The sequence below is a fragment of the Pseudoalteromonas sp. SG45-1 genome (assembly GCF_014164135.1).
In the GTDB taxonomy this organism is placed as follows: Bacteria; Pseudomonadota; Gammaproteobacteria; order Enterobacterales; family Alteromonadaceae; genus Pseudoalteromonas; species Pseudoalteromonas distincta.
The window spans coordinates 84878-107232 of sequence record NZ_JACJEP010000005.1; the positions used below are offsets into that span (position 1 = coordinate 84878).

Here is a 22355-nt window from a genome sequence, read left to right on the forward strand (position 1 = left end):
TTGTGGACAGCTAATCAAGTTTTTAGGTACTTGTTAGTTTAATGTCAATCAACATTGATTAAATATAAAGCATTTTGTTTTATATAAATGTTCGACCTTTAGCTAACAACAATAAAGAGAGCACACACATGATATATGCAAATCCAGGTAGCGATGGCGCACTCGTAAACTTTAAACAACAATACGGGAACTACATTGGCGGAGAGTGGGTGAAGCCAGTAAATGGCCAATACTTTGATAATATAAGCCCAGTAAACGGTAAGGTATTTTGCCAAATACCGCGTTCAGACAAAGACGACATAGAGCTGGCTCTCGACAAAGCGCATGCAGTGCGAGAGCAATGGGGCACAACGTCGGTGACCGACCGAAGTAACATACTGCTAAAAATAGCCGACCGAATTGAGCAAAACCTAGAGTTACTAGCTGTTGCCGAAACATGGGATAACGGTAAAGCAATTCGTGAAACACTCGCTGCTGATATTCCGCTAGCGGCAGATCACTTTCGCTACTTTGCAGGGTGCCTACGATCGCAAGACGGCACTATAGGTGAAATAGACGCAACCACCGTTGCGTATCATTTTCACGAGCCACTAGGTGTGGTTGGGCAAATTATTCCGTGGAATTTCCCTATTTTAATGGCCGCCTGGAAACTAGCGCCAGCACTTGCTGCAGGTAACTGTGTAATTTTAAAACCGGCTGAGCAAACACCAGCTTCTATTTTAGTTTTAATGGAGATAATTGGCGATTTACTCCCTGCGGGCGTATTAAATATAGTAAACGGCTTTGGTAAAGAAGCGGGTGAAGCACTGGCAACAAGCAAGCGTATCGCTAAAATTGCATTTACGGGTTCAACGCCTGTGGGCTCACATATTTTGAAATGCGCTGCTGAAAATATTATTCCTTCAACGGTCGAGCTCGGTGGTAAATCACCTAATATATTTTTTAATGATGTAATGGAAAAAGACGATGCGTTTTTATCCAAAGCTATTGAAGGCGCCGTGCTTGCTTACTTCAACCAAGGCGAGGTGTGTACGTGCCCATCAAGGTTGTTTATTCAAGAAGATATATACGAGCAGTTTATTGAGCGCATACTCGAACGTACCCAACAAATTAAACGCGGTAACCCACTCGACAGCGAAACCATGGTGGGCGCTCAAGCTTCAAAAGCACAGTTTGATAAAATACTTAGTTACATAGACATAGGCAAAAAAGAAGGCGCTGAAGTACTCACCGGCGGCAACGTAGAGCAGCTAAATGACGATTTAAACGGCGGTTATTACATACAACCTACACTGCTTAAAGGTACAAACGACATGCGTGTATTCCAAGAAGAGATTTTTGGCCCTGTTATTTCTATGTCGACCTTTAAAGATGAAGCCGAAGCACTTGAACTTGCCAACAGCTCAGAATTTGGCTTAGGCGCAGGGGTGTGGAGTAGAAACATGAACCGTGCTTATCGCATGGGTCGTAAAATAGAAGCAGGGCGAGTGTGGACCAACTGCTATCACATGTACCCAGCACATGCTGCATTCGGTGGTTATAAAAAATCAGGAATAGGGCGCGAAACGCACAAACTGGCACTTGATCACTACCAACAAACTAAAAATTTATTAGTGAGCTACAGCGAAGATCCGCTTGGCTTCTTTTAAATAAAGAGCCTAAGCTTTAAATAAACAACCATTAAGTAATAATGCCAGCGCTACCTATTTGTAGCGCTTTTTTATTTAGAGTCCTTTTATTTCACAGTGCTCACAACACTATTTCAAACGTGTTGCAATATATAGGTACAATACCAACTGTATTCAAAATGTTAAAACCTAAGCGTTTTAATAACTCATTACCTGCGTTAAAAAACGATTTTACGATATTAACTTTTTATAAAAGTTGCTCTAAAAATTAGCAGTGATTTATGCATTGTCGGATATTACTGTTCTCCTCCATTTAGGTGTATTACAGCATTAACGGAGATTTCTTTGTAGTTAACTAGTTGTTTACAGGTGGTTATTTGCTAGCTAAGATAAATGCATTGTAATACAGGGACATTTGTCGGTTTATAAAACGACAAATGTATTAGACAAAGTTGTTAGCACCCGTAAATTTTAACCAAGGCAATACTTAATGGAAGTAAGACGAGATCTTAATGATGTAGAACCCCTAATAAGTCGATTGCTTTCTATAGGCGAGGAATATAGAAACAAAGATAAGTGGTGGTCTCATTTAAAAAACAATGAAGATTGGGGGCAGACTGTTTGGCCTATTAAAGATGGGTTAAAAAAGGCGAAGATAGAGAGAGTCTATGCCGATGGTCGAGATATGGGATTATTTATGTCTGATGCTTTGGCGGCAATAAACTTTGACATAACAACATACCCTACTTTAACCAGCATTATTAAAAGATTTGAAAATACCTGGGTCTACAATGATCTGCAGTATGTGATTGACGAAGCTCAACAGGCTTTTGACGAATTATCACTAAATTCGTGGGCATTTAATCAAATGGTTACTGCTTTTGAGGAGCAGATGAATTTAGCAGAAGTTGTTAAACAAACACTTTTGTTATTAGAGAAATCAAATTTGTACAAATTGGAGAACGGACTGCCCGTGAATAATGAAAAGCCAAGTATTAGTATTCAAAATGTAAGCAACAGCAATATTGCTGTCCAGTCTGAGGGCGCGCAACAATCGATTGCTATAAATGAACAGGTTTTTGAAGATCTGCTTGCTGCCATCAAAGCTTCAGATATTGAAAGCAAAGAGCCATTAATTACTGCTGTCGAAGATATGCAGACGGAAAGTAAGTCTGGCTCAATAGGCGATTCATACAAGGCATTTATTGGCGCTGCAGCGAACCATATGACGCTGATAGCTCCCTTTATCCCTGCGCTTACGGCAATGATGTAAGTGCTAACAAGTAAAGGCAGCGGACGCATAAATGCGCCGCTGCTTTAAGCGTTATGTGTAAATGGAAATCGTCGAGCATATGGATATTTTCAAAGATATAGATTTCAATGATTCGTTTGTTCTCGGTTGGAGTTCAAATGAGGCCGAAATTACATTTAATGTAGAGGTCAGTATTTGGCCTGAATCGCCACATTATCAAAAACCTAAGCCCAATGAATATACTTGCTACCGCAAATGTGAAATCCAATTTACTAATTTTACGTGGTATTCAGGGCTTTCCAAACAAACTACCGTAAATCCTACTAAAGATTTAGATGGTTCCCTCGATTACGGCAATATAGATACTCTTATAAAAACCAATAATGGCTTTCAGGTTGTTGGAGAGTTTGGTAATTTAAACATTGTAAACGGCAAAGTTCAGTTAAAGTTTTACACATAACACATAACACATAACACATATGAGCCTTAACTCTGTCAATAGGCATTAGTGTTCTTTTTGACCGTTTTTATAAATTGACGGTCAATTCTAAACCAATTCGTTTACCTCGTCTGTCGATACGGCTGTTAAGCAAGTAGCTTACGGCAAACACATATAGAGGCTCTCTTATTGCGATCTCATCGCAGCCAGGTTTTTCCCATATCCTTTTGGGGTTGCTGGTAATAACAAAGACACCCATCCTAAATTTTGCACTCAAACACCCGTAATCCCTTCCAAAATGCCAATTAAAACAACATTAAACTCTTTTTTATATGCTGAGTAAAAGTACAGCAATAGATTGAACCAAAATAGGAACTCAGCTATGGTTTGTTTATTAATAAAAAATAAAAAACGAGTTAATTTATAGGCTCGTTACGTTCACAGAGAGTATGATGAAAAATCTAACTATTGGCTGGTTAATACTACTTCTTCTAATGAGAGGAGTTAAGTTGACTCAGGAACAAATTGTAGACGGGGAGCTAAATGGTCTAACTATAGTTTCATCAGCGATTTATCTTTGTTTAGTAGCCGTTGCCATTTACGGCATAGTGTCTAGAAAGAATATTGGCTACTTTTCTACTTTGAGCATACTAGGCTTGCTTAGTTTTGGTAGCGTGTTCGGCTTAATCTCATTGATACATACCCTGAACTATCCAGATTTCCTCGAGGAGTCTTTGTTCTGGATTATTTTAATTCAGGGTGTTGTTAGTTTTGTATTTTTTTGTGGTTGGGTTAAACACGGCAGGTTTCAAGTTGCCAAAACATAACAACTCGCCGTGAGGTGGGTAACTAGTAAAATTTAGCTATTGAAAACTTTAAAATGGTGCGCCTTTGAGCGGTATTAAATAAAACACGCTTCTTAAATTATATATACCACAACATTTAAACGGATTTTTATGACTATAAAAACAAAAATAACCAATCATGTATTGCTCTGCGCTTTATTACTATCACCAGTTATAAATGCTGCACAAGAACCCATTCTACCTACTACACTTGAGCAGTGGCGCAGCATAACAGAGCGCGATATTAACGCGGCTTATAGTATTACAGCACAAAATCATCCTGGTATGTTTGATGTTAATAACCCAACTTTCCCTGATTTATTAAATCAAGCAAAAGCGGAGGCACTTACATTATCGGCTCAAGCGAGTGGGCCGCAGGCGCATGTAGCGGCAATTGCGCGCTTTAGCACTATTTTACAAGATGGTCACGCTGGTGCGTTTTCAAGTGTAGATAGACCCGCGCGCCGCTGGCCGGGCTTTAGAGCTGTATGGCGAGGTGACACGCTAAAAGTGTATTACAGCGAAACCAAAAATATTAGCAAAGGCGACGTTGTAAGCCAATGTGATGGGCAAAGCACTGATACCTTAATGCGTGAGAGAATATTTAAGTTTCATGGTGAAGTTGCACAACCTGGGCATTGGTGGCAGCAAGGTTGGCGGTTACTAATTGACGAGGGCAATCCATTTTTAACCCCTTTAAAAGAATGCGAATTTGTTAAAGCCAATGGCAATACCTATACACAAGTACTCAATTGGTCAGTAAGGCCTAAGTCAGCAAGCAGGCATTTAGAAAATGCTTATAACGGTGATGAACTCCCCATTGATTTAACGTGGCCTGAAAAAAACATTGCTTGGATTGCTATGCCTAGCTTTTCATCAACCGATAAACAAACTGCTGCCTACAATAAAGTGTTTGAAAAAATAAAACAGCAGCGTAGCAAGTTACTTACTGCAAAAGCCGTGGTATTAGATTTGCGTCATAACCAAGGTGGCTCATCTTATTGGAGCTCACAAATAGCCAAAGAATTATGGGGTGAAAAGGTAGTAGAACAAAAAGCAAATGATAAATCTCAAAACACGCAAGTGTGGTGGAGAGCATCAAAAGATAATACCGACCATGTAGTGTCTTTATTAGAGATTGTAAAAGATCAGCCTGAATTATTGAAAATAGTTAAAACCGTAGCAGCTGGTATGGCTTTATCACTTAAAAATGATGCCCCATTTTATGTAGAACAAGAAACTAATACGCTAAATAATATGCCACAAAATCCTTTAACTACTGACTTTAAAACCAAGGTGTTTGTTATTGTTCCGCCGCAGTGTGCCAGTGCTTGTTTAGATGCGCTTGATAAGTTTAAGCTTTTTGAAAATACAACGTTATTCGGTGCGCCAAGCAGTGCTGATTCTATGTATATGGAAGTACGCTTAGCTGATTTACCTTCAGGGTTGGGGAAAGTGATTGTACCTAACAAAGTATACGTAAACAGAGCGCGAGGGGCAGGAGATTTTTACAAGCCGGATGTTGCGTATAACGGCATTGATTGGACAACTAATGTGTTGCTTGAGCAAATAAAAACGCTATAAAAAAAGCCGCTTGTTGTAACAAGCGGCTTAACCTTCTAACTAGGAAATAGTTTAGAACGTGTAACGTGCACCAATTGAGTAACGCGGACCGTATTGATTAGCAAATAAGAATTGCTCTTCGTAACGTCCGTAACCTTCTTCGGTGGCATTATTTAAGTTTATGCCATCAAAAAATACAGTTACGTTTTCGTTTACATCGTAGTTTACGCTCATATCCCACTGGCCATACGCTTTAGCATATTGCGGAGGCGCATCAGCTGAACCTTGTGCTTGGCCAACACCAATTAGGTATGAGTCGCGCCATGCGTAAGTAATTTTAACAGATAGGCCATCTTTTTCGTAAAAACCTTGAAAGTTAGCTGAGTCACTTAAGCCTGTAAGTGGTGCTTGTTGATCAAGGCTTTCGCTATCAAATTCAACGTCGCCATCTACAAATGTCGCGTTAACACCTACACCAAAACCGGTTTCACCAATTAAGTGCTGAACAGCTACTTCAAAACCATCTACCGATTTACTGTCGGTGTTTTGCGGCTGGCTAATATTCCATGTAATTAGCGGATCGTCGCTGTTTGGTTCAATAACGCCATTTGCATTGCCGTAACCGCTGGCAATCATTTGTGCAAAAATAGCGTCGGTTGTTGCTTGCTCACCACGTGATTCAATATCGCTTACGGCTTGTAAGTAACGAGGGCCGTTTAAAATATCGTGCAAGCCATCAATAGTGGTTTGCGTAATGGTGGTTTGAATAAAGTTATCAACGTCTTTTTTAAAGTAACCAACAGATGCGTAGCTGCCTTCTGCGTAGTAATACTCAAGTGATAAATCAAGGTTTGTTGATTCAAACGGCAATAAGTTTGTATTACCTTGGCTACCTGTGCGAGAACCTGGTTTTGGGCTGCCTGTTAAGCTGCGGCCACCGGCTAAATTACCCAGTGGTGCACGCGACATTGTTTTACCCCAAGATACGCGGGCTACTACGTCTTCAGTTAAATCAACACTTACGTCGATTGAAGGCAGTAAAACATCGTAATCACCTTGTTGCTCTAAGAAGTTATCATCGCCGCCAGCAGCGTATTGCATGATCCACTCAGAAGCGCTGATCCAATTAACTTGATCTTCAACGCGTTGACGTACAGTACTGGTTACATCTGTTTGCTCATAGCGTAGGCCTGCATTTACTTTTACGTAGTAATTACTTACGTCAAATTCCCAGCTTGATTGAACATAAAAGCTATTAGTGATTTCTTCTACGTAGCTTTCGCTGTCAATACCATCCATATATGCATTTGCGGCGTATGCATCGCCGCCTGTCACATCAGCTGTTAAGTAAGCAATTTGGCGCGCAACAGCTTCGTCAAAATCGTAGGTATAGTAGTAACCAGGTTGTAAGTCACTGCCGCCCCCTTCAAATTGATCTAAAAGGCCCGATGTATCGTGACGGGTAAACATGCCGTCTGGGAATATTTCTGTATATGATGGGTTAAAGCCTGGACCACCTACTAAACCACTCCACGCGGTGTAACCACCGGTGTTTTGTTCTGTACGTGATGCGCCAAATTTAACTTTAACTAAACCAATGTCATAACTTTCGTTATACCATGTTGTATGTAGCTGTAATTGTTCAATGTTTGATTCACCCGGTGAGTGAGTAAATTGACTAAAGTTTGAATCAATTTCGCCAGGCGTTAATTCACTTGTGCCATTTAACCAATTAACTTGTGCACTGGGTACTTCGCCTGTGCGGTAATCATAAATTTTATTAGCTAGCTGATCAGAACCTAAAATTACTTGGCCGGCACTTCCCAGCCCATTGTCGGCGCCGTTATCGGTTTCGTTTTTAGAGTCGTGGTAATCAAGCTCTACGTGCCACGTGTCGCTAATTTCCCAATCTAGGTTTAAACCAAGTGAGCGCGCTTTTACTTCTGTAGTGCCTTTGTTGGCTGTAAACGAGGCATCGTTACCGCTAATATCAGCATAAACAGCCGTACCATTTTCATCAAGCTCGTAGCCATTAATATTGCTACCAAAGTCGTTCCAAATACCCCAACCAATACTTTGAGAACCTGTTACAGCTTTACTTGCGGTGTAATCAAGTGTTGCTACAAAGCCATCTACCGGTGCATATTGAAAGGTAACTTGTCCGTTTGTACGTTCACGTTCTACATCTTCAATAGAGTAATTCATGTCTTTAGGGAAGTAGTAGTTACCTGCAGGGTCTGTGCGGTTATCAACGACGTTGCTGCTATCTAATTCAGGTAAGTCTACGTTTGCCTGCCAGCCTTGAATATTGGCACTTTGTTTTTGAAAGTCACGCTCTTGGTGCGAAAACGAAAAACCAAAGCCAAAAGTGTCATCTACAAAAGTATTGCTGTAAACAGTAGAAAACTCTGGTGTTACGTCATCACCAGCTTCGTTTGACGAGTCGTGATTTGCTTTAACGGTTGCTGAAAAGTTTTGACCCGGCTTTTGAAAAGGGCGCGCAGTAGAAATATTAACTGTTGCACCTAAGCCACCGCTTGGCACGTCTGCACGTGCTGTTTTAAAAACTTCAAGAGCACTTACGCCCTCAGAGGCAACGTTTTCAAGATTATACGAGCGTGTATAACCTGTGCCCGGCATTTGGCGGCCATTTAAGGTTATTAAGTTAAACTCAGGGCCAAAACCACGTACTGTAATTTGGCTACCTTCACCGTTTGCACGGCTCACCGATACGCCGGTAATACGTTGTAATGATTCTGCTAAGTTGGTATCTGGGAATTTACCCATTTCTTCAGACGAAATGGCATCTACAATACCTGAAGAGTCGCGTTTCATATCCATAGAACGAATAAGTGAACCACGAATACCTTTTACTTCAATAACTTCTACATCAGATGAAACGCTTGTTTGTGCTTCTGCCGCAATAGCTGTGTTTAATGTGCTCGCAGCAATGATGAGAGACACAGAAGCCGCAAGTTGGCTCTTTTTAAAATTGGATGTGTTCATAATAGCTCTGCTTTATAAAATGTTGTTGTGTAGCAATAGGCGCTAAGCGCCTATTGGTGTGTGTTTTATGGATTTGCAATAATCACGTTATCTATACGGTAAAGCGCGCCATCGCCCCTGTCCCAGCTAGGAAAAACCATAATTACGTTTAATGCGCTAATGTCTAGGCCGGCATCAAATAATTGCTGAAGAGGGAAGGTGTATGTTTGCCATTCGCCCGTTACAGGTACTTGGCCTTCAACACTGCTAGATAAAGCAAGCTCTACGGCACTCGATGTACCAATTGATTCAATTTTAAATAGCCATTGTGCGTCAATATCTGAAGGGGCTGATACAACTTTCATATCAAATTGAACTACACCATTTTCAAGTATTGCAGAGGCATCAAACGATACGTCTTCATCAGCAATAAAGCCCATTACTGTTGCAGTAGAACCAATGCTAAATTGCGCTACTGCGCCATGCGCGTCATCATCGGTTTCTGTTGTTGGTGTAGAGCCACCACAACAATCCCAAATACTCCACTGGTCGGCAGCTGCATCTTTAAATACAGTAAGCTCACCCGTTGCAGCTGGCGCTGCATTTGGATTATAAATCTTAACGTTATCTAAACGGTAAACAGAGCCTTCACCTGCCCCCCACGCTGGGAAAATCATTAATACATCTATAGTACTTACATCTAAGCCAGCAGCTGCAAGATCAGACAATTTAAATGTATATGTTTGCCACTCGCCAGTAACTGGCGCTACGCCTTCAACACTTGCCGTTAATTCAAGCTCTACTGCAGAGTCTCCGCCATTTGACTCAACTTTAAACAACCACGGTGTAGCTGGATCGCTAGGAGTAGAGGTTACTTTTAAATCAAATTGAATAACGCCTTCATCTAAAATGCTACTAGCGTCAAACGATTCGCCTGCGCCTCCTGACGATGTGCGGCTATTAAAGCCCATCACAGTAGGCTCTGCACCAATGCTAAACTCTGCAGTTAGACCATGTTCTTCATCATCCATAGCTTCAACAGGGGTTGAGCCACCACAACAATCCCACATTGGCCATGCTAGATTTTTCTCATCAGTAAAAATAGTAAGTTCAGGTGATACGCCTAAGTTATCTTGAGTAATCTCAACATCGTCAATTAAATAAATAGCGCCTTCACCTGCGCCCCATGCTGGAAACACCATGATCACATCAATTGCACTGATATCTAAATCTGCAGCATCTAGATCTTTTAGTAAAAATGTATAAGTTTGCCATTGGCCAACAACAGGGCTTACGCCTTCAACACTGTCTGTAATCGGCATTTCTATTGCGCTAGAACCTTCATTACTTTCAAGTTTTACAAGCCAAGCTGCATCAGCTGTGCCTGGTGCATTTGTTACTTTCATTTTAAAGCGAACGTAACCTTCATCCAGCATTGGAGATGCATCAAACGGGCTGGCTTTTCCTGCTTCGTCAGTAATAAAAATCTCACGGCTAATAAAGCCCATTACAGTGGGTTCTGCACCTACTACAAATTCAACTACATCACCTTGGGTTTCATCTGCAACAATAGCGGGAGTAGAACCACCACAACAATCCCATGCAGGCCAATTTGGATTAAATGATTCACCAAAAATAGTTAGTGGTGTTGCAATGCCTGTCGAAGGTGGACTAGGAATTGGTGCATCGCCTTCAAGCAACGCATCGTCTAAGCTATTGTAACCTGGGCGAATAGTTTCACAGCCTTTACCTGTTTCAGGGTTTGATGCACATTGATAAACACGTACGTAATCAATAGCAAAAGTTTGGCCATTTTCAAATGCGCTAGCGTCTACACCTAAATCATTTACGTTTTCAGGCCAGTCACCGCCTACTGCTAGGTTTAGCAATAAGTGAAAGTCTTTATCAAATGGTGCGCTATCCCAATGCGTTGTAAGTTCGCCAGAACCTTGTTCAAAGTATTCTGCAAACCAACCACGATGTTTTAGGCCTACAGCCTCACCACTTGCATTAGTACGCACTTCTGATTGACGCTGAGTTGCATAAAGGTAACCGTCTACGTACCAGCGAATTTCACCTTCTTGCCATTCAACAGCATACGTGTGGAAATCATCTGCTGGATTAGTATCTTCAGGGAATTTGTATTCTTGCCCTGTGTAGCTGTTATCTGGCCACGCGCGTCCGTAATGAAGTGTGCCGTGGATACTGGACTCTATACCGCCATCTTCATCTGGTGTTTTAAGGTTTACTGATTCTAAAACATCTATTTCACCAGAACGAGGCCAAGTGCCGTAAATTTCATCAGTTGGCAGCATCCAAAATGCTGGCCAGCTACCTTGTCCTGATGGAAGTTTGGCGCGCACTTCAAAGCGACCATATGTAAAGTCGGCGTTGTAACGCGTATTTAAGCGCGCTGAAGTGTAAGGTTTTTCTGCACCCTCTTCAGCGGGTAGGGCAACAATGTTTAACACACCGTCTGCAATAAATGCATTTTGCTCACTGTCGGTGTAACACTGTTTCTCGTTGTTACCACCGCCATCGCAGTTTAATTCATAGTTCCATTTGTTTGTATCAATGGCTGAGCCTTCAAACTCGTCGCTCCAAACCATTTGCCAATCTGATACTGGCTCAGAGGCATCTACATTTTCAAAATTTGATTTAGTGGCAGAGTCACCACCACAGCCAGCTAACGTAACTAAAGAGATAGCGGCAAGTAAACGTGTAATGTGCGTTGTTTCAATGTTCATAACTGAACCCCGGTTTCAACAGATTATTGTCAGATTAATTGTTTTTTGAGCTTTGTTTTTCATGCTGTAAGCGCTTACATTTTAGATTGTGTTTTGTAAGCGCTTACAAATGATATTGTGGAGTACGCAAATGGTCAACATATTTGTTTATTTTATTTACAATTAGTTTACGGTAAGAGGCGTTTTAGTGTTACTTAATTCATAATAGACTCTTTAATAAGAGCCTATTAAATATAGGACTAATCCAAGAATGTACGCGGTTTACTTATTTTTAAATGGCATGAGCAATAAACCCCAAAGCGAGGCATTTTGCTTTTGGCTTGGGTATTCTTTTAAGCCAATATTTATATCTGCGTCGGCTTTTTTTGCTTTATCTTTGTAGCTACCAAATAATTTATCCCACCAAATTACACTAAAACCATAGTTTGAGTTGGTTTCACTAACCACTTGGCTATGGTGAATTCGATGCAAAATTTGCGTCATTAATATTAAACGCAGTGGTTTTTCAATGGCATTAGGTAGGCGTATATTTGCATGATTAAATAATGCTAAACCATTAAGTGCTATTTCAAATATAAGTACCGCAATGGCAGGTACGCCAAGGGCTGTTACTGCAATGAGTTTTATAAGTATGCTCAGCACAATTTCGATAGGGTGAAAGCGCAAGCCCGTACTTGTATCAACATGTGCATCGGCATGGTGAACGCGGTGCAAGCGCCATAAAATAGGCACTTGATGAAATAATCTATGCTGCCAATAAATTAATATATCGAGTAAAAGTATGCTCAATATAATAATTAAACTGCTTGGTAGGGCTATTTGATTAAATAAGCCAATGCCGTGCTCTTGATTGTAAAGTGCAACAGCGGTTAACCCAATAGGGACCACTAAGCGCGCAATAACTGATGAAGCAAACACTAATCCAAAATTAGCAAACCAACGTGTACTGCTTTTAATAGGTGCTTGGCGAGCAGGTTTTTGCCATTCAAGCAGCATCATTATAATTAAAATGCTAAAAAAGCAGCCGAGTCGCCACCATACTTCATTAGTCATCTATTACCTCAGAATTTGCACTGTTAGGCACGTTTTCAGCTGCTTTGTTAGCATCGGCTTCTTGTCGCTTAAGCGTGTGATAACCGCCATGTATACGGGTAAAAATAGTTATGCCACACGCAATAGCAAAAATGCTCGCCATAACAGCAAAGTGCTGCGGCCAAATACAAAATGCAATAAATAGCGCTATTGTTTCAGTGCCTTCGGTTAAGCCGTTTAAGTAGTAAAAGCTTTTATATTTAAATTGCGGTTTTTCGAGTTTAAATTTTTCGGCGGCAATCGCAAAAGCTAAAAAGCTTGAGCCCGTACCAATAAAAGTGGCAAGTAATAAGGAGCCCGCTATCGCGTTTTGCTCAGGGTTTGCCAAAATAAAGCCAAGCGGAATAGCCGCGTAAAATAAAAAGTCGAGTGTGATATCTAAAAAGCCACCCGCGCTTGAACTTTGGTTTGCGTAGCGTGCTAATGCGCCATCAAGTCCATCTAAAATTCGATTTAAAGCAATGGCAACTAATGCGCCGTACCACATTTCAAACGCCAGTAATGGCACGGCTAATAAGCCAACTAAAAAGCCTACCACGGTGAGCTGATCGGCGGTTATGCCGCGTTTATGCATAAGCATAACCACAGGTGTTAAAAGTGGCTTAATTACAGGGGTGATAAATTTGTCTAGCATGTTTATTGCCTTATGCGTTTAAAGCTATGTATTTAAAGTGCGCTATTTAAAGTTATGAGTTTGCCACTTGCAGCGTCTGCGTCGCTATGGTCATGAGTTACCATAATTGCAGGTAGCTTATGATCGCGTATTTGGCTAAACACGAGTTCGCGTGTATCAACACGCAGTTGGGTGTCGAGTTTGCTAAAGGGTTCGTCGAGTAAAATGGCTTTAGGTTCGCTCAGCAGCATACGTAATAATGCAACACGGGCTTGTTGCCCACCTGAGAGGTTATCGGGGTGACGATTACCCATGTCTTTAAGACCTACTTGCTCAAGTGCGTGTGCTATTTTTTCAAGGCGTTGTTTTTTATTACCTTTGGGCATTGCAAAGGCAATGTTACCAGCAACAGTTAAATGCGAAAACAATAAAGCGTCTTGATAAAGCACTCCAATATGGCGCAAGTGCGGAGGGGTATTATCGATATTTTGACCATTAAGCCACACCTCTCCATTGGCCTTAAAGCTACTTGGTAAAGTACCCGTAAGCCAATTTAATAAGCTTGATTTACCACTGCCTGATGGGCCCATAATAGTCAGAATTTCACCGCCATTAACTTGCTCGTTTAAGCTAAGTAACAGCTCATTTTGGCGATAAAGCTGACAATTTTTAATCTGTAACGATGACTGCATTAAAAAACCTTAACCCTGATAGTGTTAAACATGGATGCTTTAATTATGTGCACTTTTAAGCACGTGCACTTTTGAAAAAATATTTAGGTAAACCCCATGCCAGTATAAATCCAATAAGTGGCAACGCCATTTGCATAATAGCGTACACGGCACTGGTGCGTCTGCTTGCGCCATTGGCAAGCGTAACGGCTTCGGTTGTTATTGTGGCTATGCGCCCGCCGCCAGCTAAAAGAGTGGGGAGGTATTGTCCAAAACTAATAGCTAAGCCCAGTGCGGCTGCAATTAAAATAGGGGCAAACAACTGAGGTAGTTTTACTTTAAAAAACACTTTGCATGGTGCTGCGCCTAGGCTTGCTGCCACATGAGCAAAACGAGGGTCTAAGCGCCTATAACTGCTCGCAAGTGACAAAAACACATAAGGCAACACAAACAGTAAATGCGTAAGTACCACATTAAAAAATGCGGCTTGGTTATTTACCAATTGTTGTATCCATACTAGCCCAAACAAAAAGGCAATACTGGGTACTAATAACGGTAAGTAAATAATTAAACTGGTAAAACGAGAAATCGGTTTGTCACTCAATTGCTCTGATTCTAAACACAATAGAGTAAGAATAATGGCAAATAATGTGGTTACTAAACCGATTGCTAGCGTATTAAAAAGCGGGCTGCTCATTTGCATTAGCGCACTTTTAAAATGCAGTAGTGTAAATTGCTCAGGCATTGCATCTGGAAAGCGCCAAAAGCCTGCAACCGACCACATAACTAAACCAATAAGCGACAACAATATAAAGCTAATTACTAATGTGGTGAGTACGACCGTTATTTTTTGCCAATAAAACCCACCGTATTCGCGCACTCCATTAGTGAGGGAGTCGCTAAATAGCACTTTTACGGCCTTTTCTGCGCCAAGCCAAAGGGCTAATAACCCACCTGTAACAGCCAGTTGTAATAAAGCGCCCGCTGAGGCTTTAATGCGCAGGTTTAAATCAACATCGTTAAACCAATGCATTATTGCAACGGCTAACGTGGGTGGTGTATTTGGCCCTAAAATGAGTGGCATTTCTACACTGGCACTTGCATAGGCAAGCACCGCTAAAAGGGGCAAACGCAGCAGCGGATAAAGGCTTGGCAGTATTACTTTAAAAAAGGCGGTCATTGGGCAATAACCCAAGTTAAGCGCAACCTTATGTTGTTGGCGTAATTTTTTGCCAAGCTCAGGTTGAGCAAGTACGCCCAGTGCCATTAGTAATAAAAAGGGAAGCTCTTTTAGTGTTAAGCCTAAAATAATACTAATACCGAATGAATCATGCGGAAACATGCCGTTTGGCGCAAGTTCCCAGCCGCTTAACCAAGGCGACGCTAAGCGTGAAATCATACCTGAAGGGGCAATTAAAAACCCTACTGCAATAGCCGCTGCGGCATGAGGTATCACTAATATAGGGCTCAATAAACGCTGAATTCGGTTAAGCCAAGGGCTATTAAAAAACGCAGCTAAAATCATTAAGGTAATGATAAATGAAAGCAGAGTACTTATTAAGCCCGTTGCAACGCTTAAGGTAACCATTTGAGTAAGGCCTGGTGTTTGCCAAAGGGCATTAAAACCTTGCAAGCTAAACGTTGTTTGCTCAAGTACGGGCGCATAACCAAAGGCAGGCAGCAAGACGCTAATTAAGCCACCAAGTACGGGTAGTATAAGTAAAGCGAGTAAAAATCGCGGACTAAATTTTACAATGCGCGTAAACATATCGGTGCTGCACTGCGTTGTTGCTTTGGTATTAATCGGTACACTTTTTGAAATAACGCTCATTGGCTTACTCCATAACGGGTTTGCCAACCTTGCATAATGGCGTTTACCCAGCTTGGATGAGGTTCGCTCAATGTGCGTTTAATACTGTTTAAAGGCAGTGCACTTGGATGTGGTTTAGCTGTTTTAAATAAGGTTTGCTGATCGGGCGTTAACGTTGATTGAATAAGTACGCTTTTATCGCCCCATATATGCGCTTTTTGTTTTTGGGCTTGCGCCTCAGGGCTGAGTAAAAAATTAGCCACTAATTGCGCACTTTGCTGGTGGCTTGCATTGTAAGGGATTGCCACAAAATGGGTATTACTTAAACTGCCGTCACTCATTGCGTAACTGCGAATGCTGTTTGGTAAATCATAGCGTTTTACAGCTGCCGGTACTTCAGGTGCTGAAAAAGTAAAGGCTAAACTCAGCTCTGTATCGTCCACAAGGCGGCGCATTTGAGCACCACTTTGCATAAAATGAGTGCCACCACGCCAAAGAGTTGGGTGTAGTTTATCTAAAAAGTCCCACAGTGGATTTAACACTTGCGCCGTATTTTTAGTTGTAGCTGGTTGGTTTAGCTGCGCTTTAATGTTTTCGCTGCTGTGCTTATGCAGCACAACTAAGGCGTATTTTAAAAAGCTCATACCTAAAAAGTCAGGCGGCTTTGGGTAACTAAAGCGACCAGGGTTTTGTGCGCTCCAGTTTAATAATTCGTTTAATGTCGTCGGCAATTTATTGTTTGCCTTACCATTTACTGCAATGCTGTCGTAATAAAACGTAAGTGATGCTTGACCCCATGGCGCTTCCATCCCATTGGTAGGTAAACCAAAATCAAAGGTTACAGCAGGGTTATTAGCCGGATCGGTTAATGCAAAGTAGGGGAGTTTATTTGCCCATTCTTTCAAAAGCAGAGAGTGCTCACTCATGGTGGCAAAGTTAGCTCCGTTGACCCACATTAAATCTACGCTGCCTTGGTTGTTATTGTTTGCTGATTTTTCGGCAAGTACACGGCTTACTGCTTCGCTGGTGTCACTTAATTTTACATGCACTAGGTTAATGTTGTACTTAGTTTTAACTTGCTGTGCTGCCCATTGAATATAAGCATTTATTTGCGCGTCGCCGCCCCATGCATAAAAGTATACATCTTGATTGCTACCAAGTGCTTGAACTTGTTGCCAGCGAGAACCCTGTTGTGTGTTTATTACTAAATTGCTTTTACTATTAGAGTTAATAACGGTATTAGCAAACGCAGTGCTCGAAAAAGCAGCTAAATTTGCGATTGCACAAACGCAAAACGCGACACAGCAAAAGCTGTATCGCGCCTGTGTTTGCCAAAACTTAATGGCGAACATTTAAATCCCAGTTGTAGTCTAAAAATTTAACTTTCATGTCATCATTTTTAAGTGCTTTTTGCTGAGCGGGTATCAGTTTAAGTGCGTCGCTGTATTGCAGGAAAAACTGCTGTAGCGTGTTTGCACCTCTAAAACCTTTTTCAAAGTCATCGCCGTACCATTTAAATATTGAAGACACGCTTAGCGTATTTTCTTGAGCCATATTGCGTGTCATATCTGATAAAAAGCGCACTGTTTGCTCTTGCAATTGGCTCTCTAAATCAGTGGCTGTATAGGCTTCTTCTCGAAGCGCTGGGCAACCAATACTCGCGCAATTTACTGCAAAGTGAATACGTGGGTCGTTGTATTTACCGCTACCACGTATTAAACCATGCTCTATATCATCAAGGCTGCGAGTTTTGCCAAGTAATGGCACAAACTCTTTACTCCATGGTGAGCTAAAAAAGCTCCCTAAGTCTTTAATTGACTTAATATCAGGGTACTTAGTCAATATAAGTTCAACAGTCCACGCATTATAAGCATTGATTAAAAAAGCGAGTTGCTTAGGCTTTTCCCACGCGTCAAATTCGCTTCGCGTTACAGCCGTTAACGAATCTAAATACGTTTTTAGTTGTGCATGCTCACGTTTTATAGCAGCGTAATCAACCTCAGTACTGTGATTATGATTAATAGCGACAACATGCTTATTTAACAATGCATTCCAGCTGTCGTGCATGTTTTGGGCTTGGGCCGAAAATGACGTTGCAAACGATGTTACAACTAAAGCCGAACCAAGTAGCAATGCTTTTAGAGGTGTTTTAAACATAATTAACCTCTGCGCCAAGTGTGGTATTTTTCAAGCAAGTTAAGCACTTTTTCAGGTGCATGAGCGCGTTTCCACTCACCTGCTGCGTATTTGTTACCTTCAGCCCAAGTAGGGTAGCTGTGTATAGTACCGAGTATTTTGTTAAGGCCTAAACCGTGTTTCATTGCCAGTACAAACTCAGCAATTAAATCGCCAGCGTGTTCAGATACTACGGTAACACCCAATATTTTGTCTTTGCCTTTGGGTGTAATCACTTTAATAAAGCCTTTAGTGGCGCTGTCGGTAATTGCACGGTCTAGCTCTTCAAATTCAAAACGAGTGATTTCGTAATCTATGCCTTTGTCTTTTGCGTCTTGCTCGTTTAAGCCAACACGTGCTACTTCTGGGTCAATAAACGTAGTCCACGGAATAACACGGTAATCTACTTTAAACTTTTTAAGGTGACCAAATAAGCCATTTACCGCTGCGTACCAACCCTGATGAGCTGCCACATGTGTAAACTGGTATGGACCTACAATATCGCCAGCTGCGAAAATATTTGGGTACAGTGTTTCTAGGTATTCGTTAGTTACTACTGTGCGGTTTGTTTCAATGCCTAGCTCTTCAAGACCGTAACCTTTAAGGCGTGCACTTCTACCAACGGCACATAATAGCTCGTCGTATTCAATATCTATTTCTTTGTCGTTATGTTTAACAACAATATATTTTTTACCATCGCGCGTTTCACAGCGAAGTGCTTGGTGCGATGTTAAAATATTAACGCCACTTTCGGTTAACGCTTCGTGAGCAAAAGTAGACACTTCAAGATCTTCTTTGATCATGATGCGCTCCGCCATTTCAATTTGCGTAACACTTGAACCTAAACGTGCAAAGCTTTGTGCTAATTCGCTACCAATTGGACCACCACCAAGTACTACAAGTTTTTTAGGTGCCTCATCTAGCTCTGCAAATTTATTCCACAACGTATCGCTTGTTACATAGCCAGTTTCTTCAATACCAGGTAGTGGCGGTACAAATGGGCGCGCGCCAGTGGCAATCACAATAGTACGAGCGGTAAGTGTTTGCGTGCCGCCATCGTTAAGTTTAATTTCTACAGTCCACGGGTCTATTAATTTACCGTAGCCTTTTACGACATCTACGCCTAAGTCAGTGTAACGCTCAACACTGTCGTGTGGTGCTACATCTGCAATTACTTTGTGTACACGTGCCATTACTTTTTTGAACGAAAACTGCGGTGTCGCATTTTCTAGGCCGTAGTTTTCACCATGGCGAATTTGTTCTGCAATTTTAGCGCTTTTAATGACTGCTTTACTTGGAACACAACCATAGTTTAAACAGTCACCGCCCATTTCGCCCGCTTCAATAAGGGTTACTTTTGCTTTAACAGCAGCGGCTATATAACTTGTTACCAAACCACCTGCGCCTGCGCCAATAACAATCATGTTACGGTCGAATTTTTTAGGCTTAGTGTAGTTTTTGTATACGCGACGCTTTTTAAACACGTTTAAGATTCCTTTTGCAATGAATGGGAATATACCCAATAAAGCGAATGATAAGATTAAGTTGAATGATAAAATTCCAGATAAGCTTTCTATTTGCGCCAGTTGTGTACCTGCGTTAACAAATACAAATGTACCGGCGAGCATACCTGCTTGGCTTACCCAGTAGTAAGTCCAAGACTTTATTGAAGTAACACCCATTAGTAAGTTGATTAAAAAGAACGGAAACACCGGCACTAATCTAAGCGTAAATAAGTAAAATCCACCTTCTCTTTCAACGCCTGCATCAATGGCGGCTAATCGCTCAGGAAAACGTTGTTTAATAGTGTCACGTAGTAAGTAACGCGATACTAAAAAGGCAAGTGTTGCGCCAATAGTTGAGGCAAAAGATGCAACCAATAAGCCTTCAACTAAGCCAAGCAATGCACCTGCGGCAAGTGTTAAAATAGCGGCGCCTGGTAAAGAGAGAGCAGTTACTACTACGTATAGTAAAAAGAACCCACCAATAACGAGTAACGGTGACTGCTCTTTGTATTGGTTAAACTGATCCATCGATCCTTTTAAGCCATCAAGCGTAAGTAGTTGGTGTAAGTCAAAATGAAAGAACAGGCCGACGGCGGCCGCTGCAATCAATAATAGAAATATTTTTTTAATCATGTTCTCTCTCTTAAAAACTATGCGTAAGGGTTAACTTGGCGTTAATTGGCAACTCAGGAAAAGCTAAAGTTGCACCAAAGTAACCGCCTTCAAATACTGGGCGCCAGTTTTTTTGATTCGTCACGTTGTTCACATCTAATCGTAACTTGGTATTAGGCGTAAAAGCATAGCTAGTATTTACGTTTAGGGTGTACTGATCACGAATTTTTACTGTCGCCAAAAAGTCTAATGGGTAACTCTTTGTATATAGACCTGAAAAACCCGTTTGCCATTTCGAATTAATTGAATAATTTCCGTTAAAGCTGAAAGATTGCTCAGGGATGCCCTGAACTTGGCGGTTTGAAGGTGCAAACGCGGTAAAGCTAGGTGCGCCAACACTGGTACCTGCAATAATATCTGGACGTGAGTTGTCAAATGCATCTGCTACTTGCGCTGAATCTTGGCTACTTGCAGAATTATCGTAGCGAGCATCAATATAGCTGTAGCCGGCACTTAACCAATAAGGGTAAGCATCATAGAATACTTGGCTTTCAAAGCCGGTAGTACGAATGCCGGTATTACTACCATCGCGATTACGTAAACTACGACGTTGGCTAAACACTGCACCATCGGCGTACCAATCACTGTCGGTTGGTGCGTATTTTAAACCGAATTCAACTAAGGTATTTTCGGTTGAAAAGTTTTGCGCGCTAATCGTGTTGTCGCCACCAAGAGACGTGCCGCCAGCCATGCTATTTGATGTGGCTTCGTTGTAACTTGCTGCACCATAAGTGGTGTAATCACCATTTAATCGGTAATTAAAGCTTACTTGCCCCGAATGTAGCTTATCGTTAATGCTATCGCTCGCTGCAATTTCACCCTCTGGTGCTATTGGGTCGTGCGCGTCTACGTCATAAAAATCAATGCGGTAGCCAACACTTGTATGAAACTTATCTGTCCAATCTGAATCTTGCTGAATAGCAAAACCCGTTTGCCATGAGCGCGAATCGGTAGTGTCTGATAAGTTAAAGTCGCCGCTGCCATCGTTATTAATATCGTACTGACCACCAGGGGATACAAATACACCTGGGCTAATTTCAATTAAACGCGCTTGTTGTGAATCAGTTAAAGGAATGCGGCGATTTGAAATTGGGCCAGTTAAATCAATAGGTAGGTCGGCTTCTGTTGTAAATTGGCTGTAGCCTAGCACGCGGTTGTAACGCACATCAAAAGCAAAAATTGTTTGCTGTTCGTTGCTCCATTGGTAAGTCAGTTCGGTACGGTTCTGCGCGGTATCGGCACCATCTATAATTTCAACAAAGCTATTTTGTGCAATTTCTTCGCGTTGTAAGTGCTGAAAATACGTAATGTTTTTTATTGATGCGTTGTTTGAAAGTTCACGCTTATAAATACTGTGTAGTAAATAAGTAGTGGCTTCGTTTTGATTGTCAGGGTCGGTAAGTACTGTACTACGGTCTATTTTTACTTGCCCAGTAGGTGAAACAATAGAACCTGCCGCTGGAACTGTACTGCCATTTACTTGCACGCCTTGGCCGGTAATATAAAGGCCATTATCTATTAGCGCTTGAGTAGGGCGGTTAATACCTGCGTTATCGGTAAATTCAACTTGGTATAACTCAAAGTTAATATCCCAGCTGCTCTTGTCATCAGGTAACACCCTAAGTGCTGCAAATAGGCTGTCGCTTTTCGTGCCCGAAAAGTCGTAGTAACTGCCGTTATCAATGTGTTCAGCGCTTACTCTAAAACCTACTTTGTCTTTTACTATAGGTGCACTGTAATCAACTAAAACACTGTACTGATCCCATCGTCCTGCAGATACCGTTGCTTTGCCTTTACTGTCGTCAGTTGATGCTTTTTTAGAATGTAAGTTTACAAAACCACCGTTGCGTTGGCTTGAACCAAATAATACCGGTGGCGCGCCTTTTACTACATCTATTTGTTCTATAGAGTTGAACGATAACGGCACACCAAAGCCATTATTACCTGCTTGGCGGCGTGTACCATCTTGGAAAAGCTCACCTAGTTGCCCACGAATAGTAGGTAAACTTGGTGCCCCAAAACCACTGGCTGAATAGGTATTAGGGCTGACTGCAAGTACGTCTTGTAAAGTCGTAATATTGAGTTGTTCTATTAACTCGCTTGAAATTGGTGTTACTGAACGGGCTATATCTCGTAGAGCTAAGTTGTCGCCAAAAGGGCCGTCTACAGTGGCATTTTTAACCGAAAGACCTTGAGATTTAATAACTTGGCCTGCCACCTCAATACGCTCAATTGCGCCTTCTTTTGCTGTTTTTGATTCTTCGGCTGCAAAAGCATTAAGTGGTGTATTTAATATGGTGGCTAGGGAAAGTGCTAAATATGCGTGTTTCAAACGTTTTCTCTCTACGGTTAAAATGT

15 protein-coding genes are annotated in these 22355 nt (G+C 41.5%); 5 read left to right on the top strand and 10 right to left on the bottom strand.

What is annotated here, in order from left to right; all coding sequences use genetic code 11:
* Positions 1 to 128: 128 nt before the first annotated feature.
* The 5 genes from H5117_RS06485 to H5117_RS06505 all read left to right on the top strand — a co-directional run bounded on the left by H5117_RS06485 (position 129) and on the right by H5117_RS06505 (position 5748).
* Positions 129 to 1649 (top strand): aldehyde dehydrogenase family protein, encoded by a 1521-nt coding sequence (locus H5117_RS06485; protein WP_182724079.1) that lies wholly within the window; start codon positions 129 to 131, stop codon positions 1647 to 1649.
* A 469-nt stretch (positions 1650 to 2118) separates the two neighbouring features.
* A complete protein-coding gene (locus tag H5117_RS06490) occupies positions 2119 to 2901 on the top strand; it encodes a hypothetical protein (protein WP_024607714.1) in 783 nt (260 codons plus the stop codon).
* A gap of 61 nt (positions 2902 to 2962) precedes the next feature.
* Complete coding sequence (locus H5117_RS06495) at positions 2963 to 3340, top strand: hypothetical protein (protein WP_050582296.1); 378 nt, start codon at positions 2963 to 2965, stop codon at positions 3338 to 3340.
* Between the two features lie 488 nt (positions 3341 to 3828).
* Positions 3829 to 4146, top strand: a complete 318-nt coding sequence (locus H5117_RS06500) for a hypothetical protein (protein ID WP_157823341.1) — start codon at positions 3829 to 3831, stop codon at positions 4144 to 4146.
* A gap of 129 nt (positions 4147 to 4275) precedes the next feature.
* Positions 4276 to 5748 carry a S41 family peptidase gene (locus H5117_RS06505; protein WP_182736749.1) on the top strand — a complete coding sequence of 491 codons (1473 nt, stop codon included), beginning with the start codon at positions 4276 to 4278 and terminating at the stop codon, positions 5746 to 5748.
* Positions 5749 to 5799: 51 nt separating this feature from the next.
* On the opposite strand, the gene H5117_RS06510 is transcribed toward H5117_RS06505, so the two are convergent.
* From H5117_RS06510 to H5117_RS06555, 10 genes are all read right to left on the bottom strand, one after another.
* Positions 5800 to 8733, bottom strand: a complete 2934-nt coding sequence (locus tag H5117_RS06510) for a TonB-dependent receptor (RefSeq protein ID WP_182736751.1) — start codon at positions 8731 to 8733, stop codon at positions 5800 to 5802.
* A 65-nt stretch (positions 8734 to 8798) separates the two neighbouring features.
* Entirely contained in the window at positions 8799 to 11459 is a 2661-nt protein-coding gene (locus tag H5117_RS06515; RefSeq protein WP_182736754.1) for a glycoside hydrolase family 16 protein, read from the bottom strand.
* Between the two features lie 261 nt (positions 11460 to 11720).
* The gene (locus H5117_RS06520; RefSeq protein ID WP_182736756.1) at positions 11721 to 12512 is read right to left on the bottom strand and encodes a sterol desaturase family protein; all 792 of its coding nucleotides are present in this window, start codon (positions 12510 to 12512) and stop codon (positions 11721 to 11723) included.
* A complete protein-coding gene (locus tag H5117_RS06525; protein WP_182736758.1) occupies positions 12505 to 13185 on the bottom strand; it encodes a CDP-alcohol phosphatidyltransferase family protein in 681 nt (226 codons plus the stop codon). Before H5117_RS06525 ends, H5117_RS06520 begins: the two co-directional genes overlap by 8 nt.
* A 32-nt stretch (positions 13186 to 13217) precedes the next feature.
* A complete protein-coding gene (locus H5117_RS06530; RefSeq protein WP_182736768.1) occupies positions 13218 to 13856 on the bottom strand; it encodes an ATP-binding cassette domain-containing protein in 639 nt (212 codons plus the stop codon).
* A gap of 55 nt (positions 13857 to 13911) precedes the next feature.
* Positions 13912 to 15666 (bottom strand): ABC transporter permease, encoded by a 1755-nt coding sequence (locus H5117_RS06535; protein ID WP_182736770.1) that lies wholly within the window; start codon positions 15664 to 15666, stop codon positions 13912 to 13914.
* Positions 15663 to 16997 (bottom strand): ABC transporter substrate-binding protein, encoded by a 1335-nt coding sequence (locus tag H5117_RS06540; protein WP_182736772.1) that lies wholly within the window; start codon positions 16995 to 16997, stop codon positions 15663 to 15665. The genes H5117_RS06535 and H5117_RS06540 overlap by 4 nt, the downstream gene beginning before the upstream one ends.
* Entirely contained in the window at positions 16984 to 17802 is an 819-nt protein-coding gene (locus H5117_RS06545) for a DUF547 domain-containing protein (RefSeq protein ID WP_182736774.1), read from the bottom strand. Before H5117_RS06545 ends, H5117_RS06540 begins: the two co-directional genes overlap by 14 nt.
* A 2-nt stretch (positions 17803 to 17804) precedes the next feature.
* Complete coding sequence (locus tag H5117_RS06550; protein WP_182736776.1) at positions 17805 to 19958, bottom strand: FAD-dependent oxidoreductase; 2154 nt, start codon at positions 19956 to 19958, stop codon at positions 17805 to 17807.
* A gap of 10 nt (positions 19959 to 19968) precedes the next feature.
* On the bottom strand, positions 19969 to 22329 hold the full coding sequence (locus H5117_RS06555) for a TonB-dependent siderophore receptor (RefSeq protein ID WP_182711710.1): 2361 nt from the start codon (positions 22327 to 22329) through the stop codon (positions 19969 to 19971).
* Between the last annotated feature and the right edge of the window lie 26 nt (positions 22330 to 22355).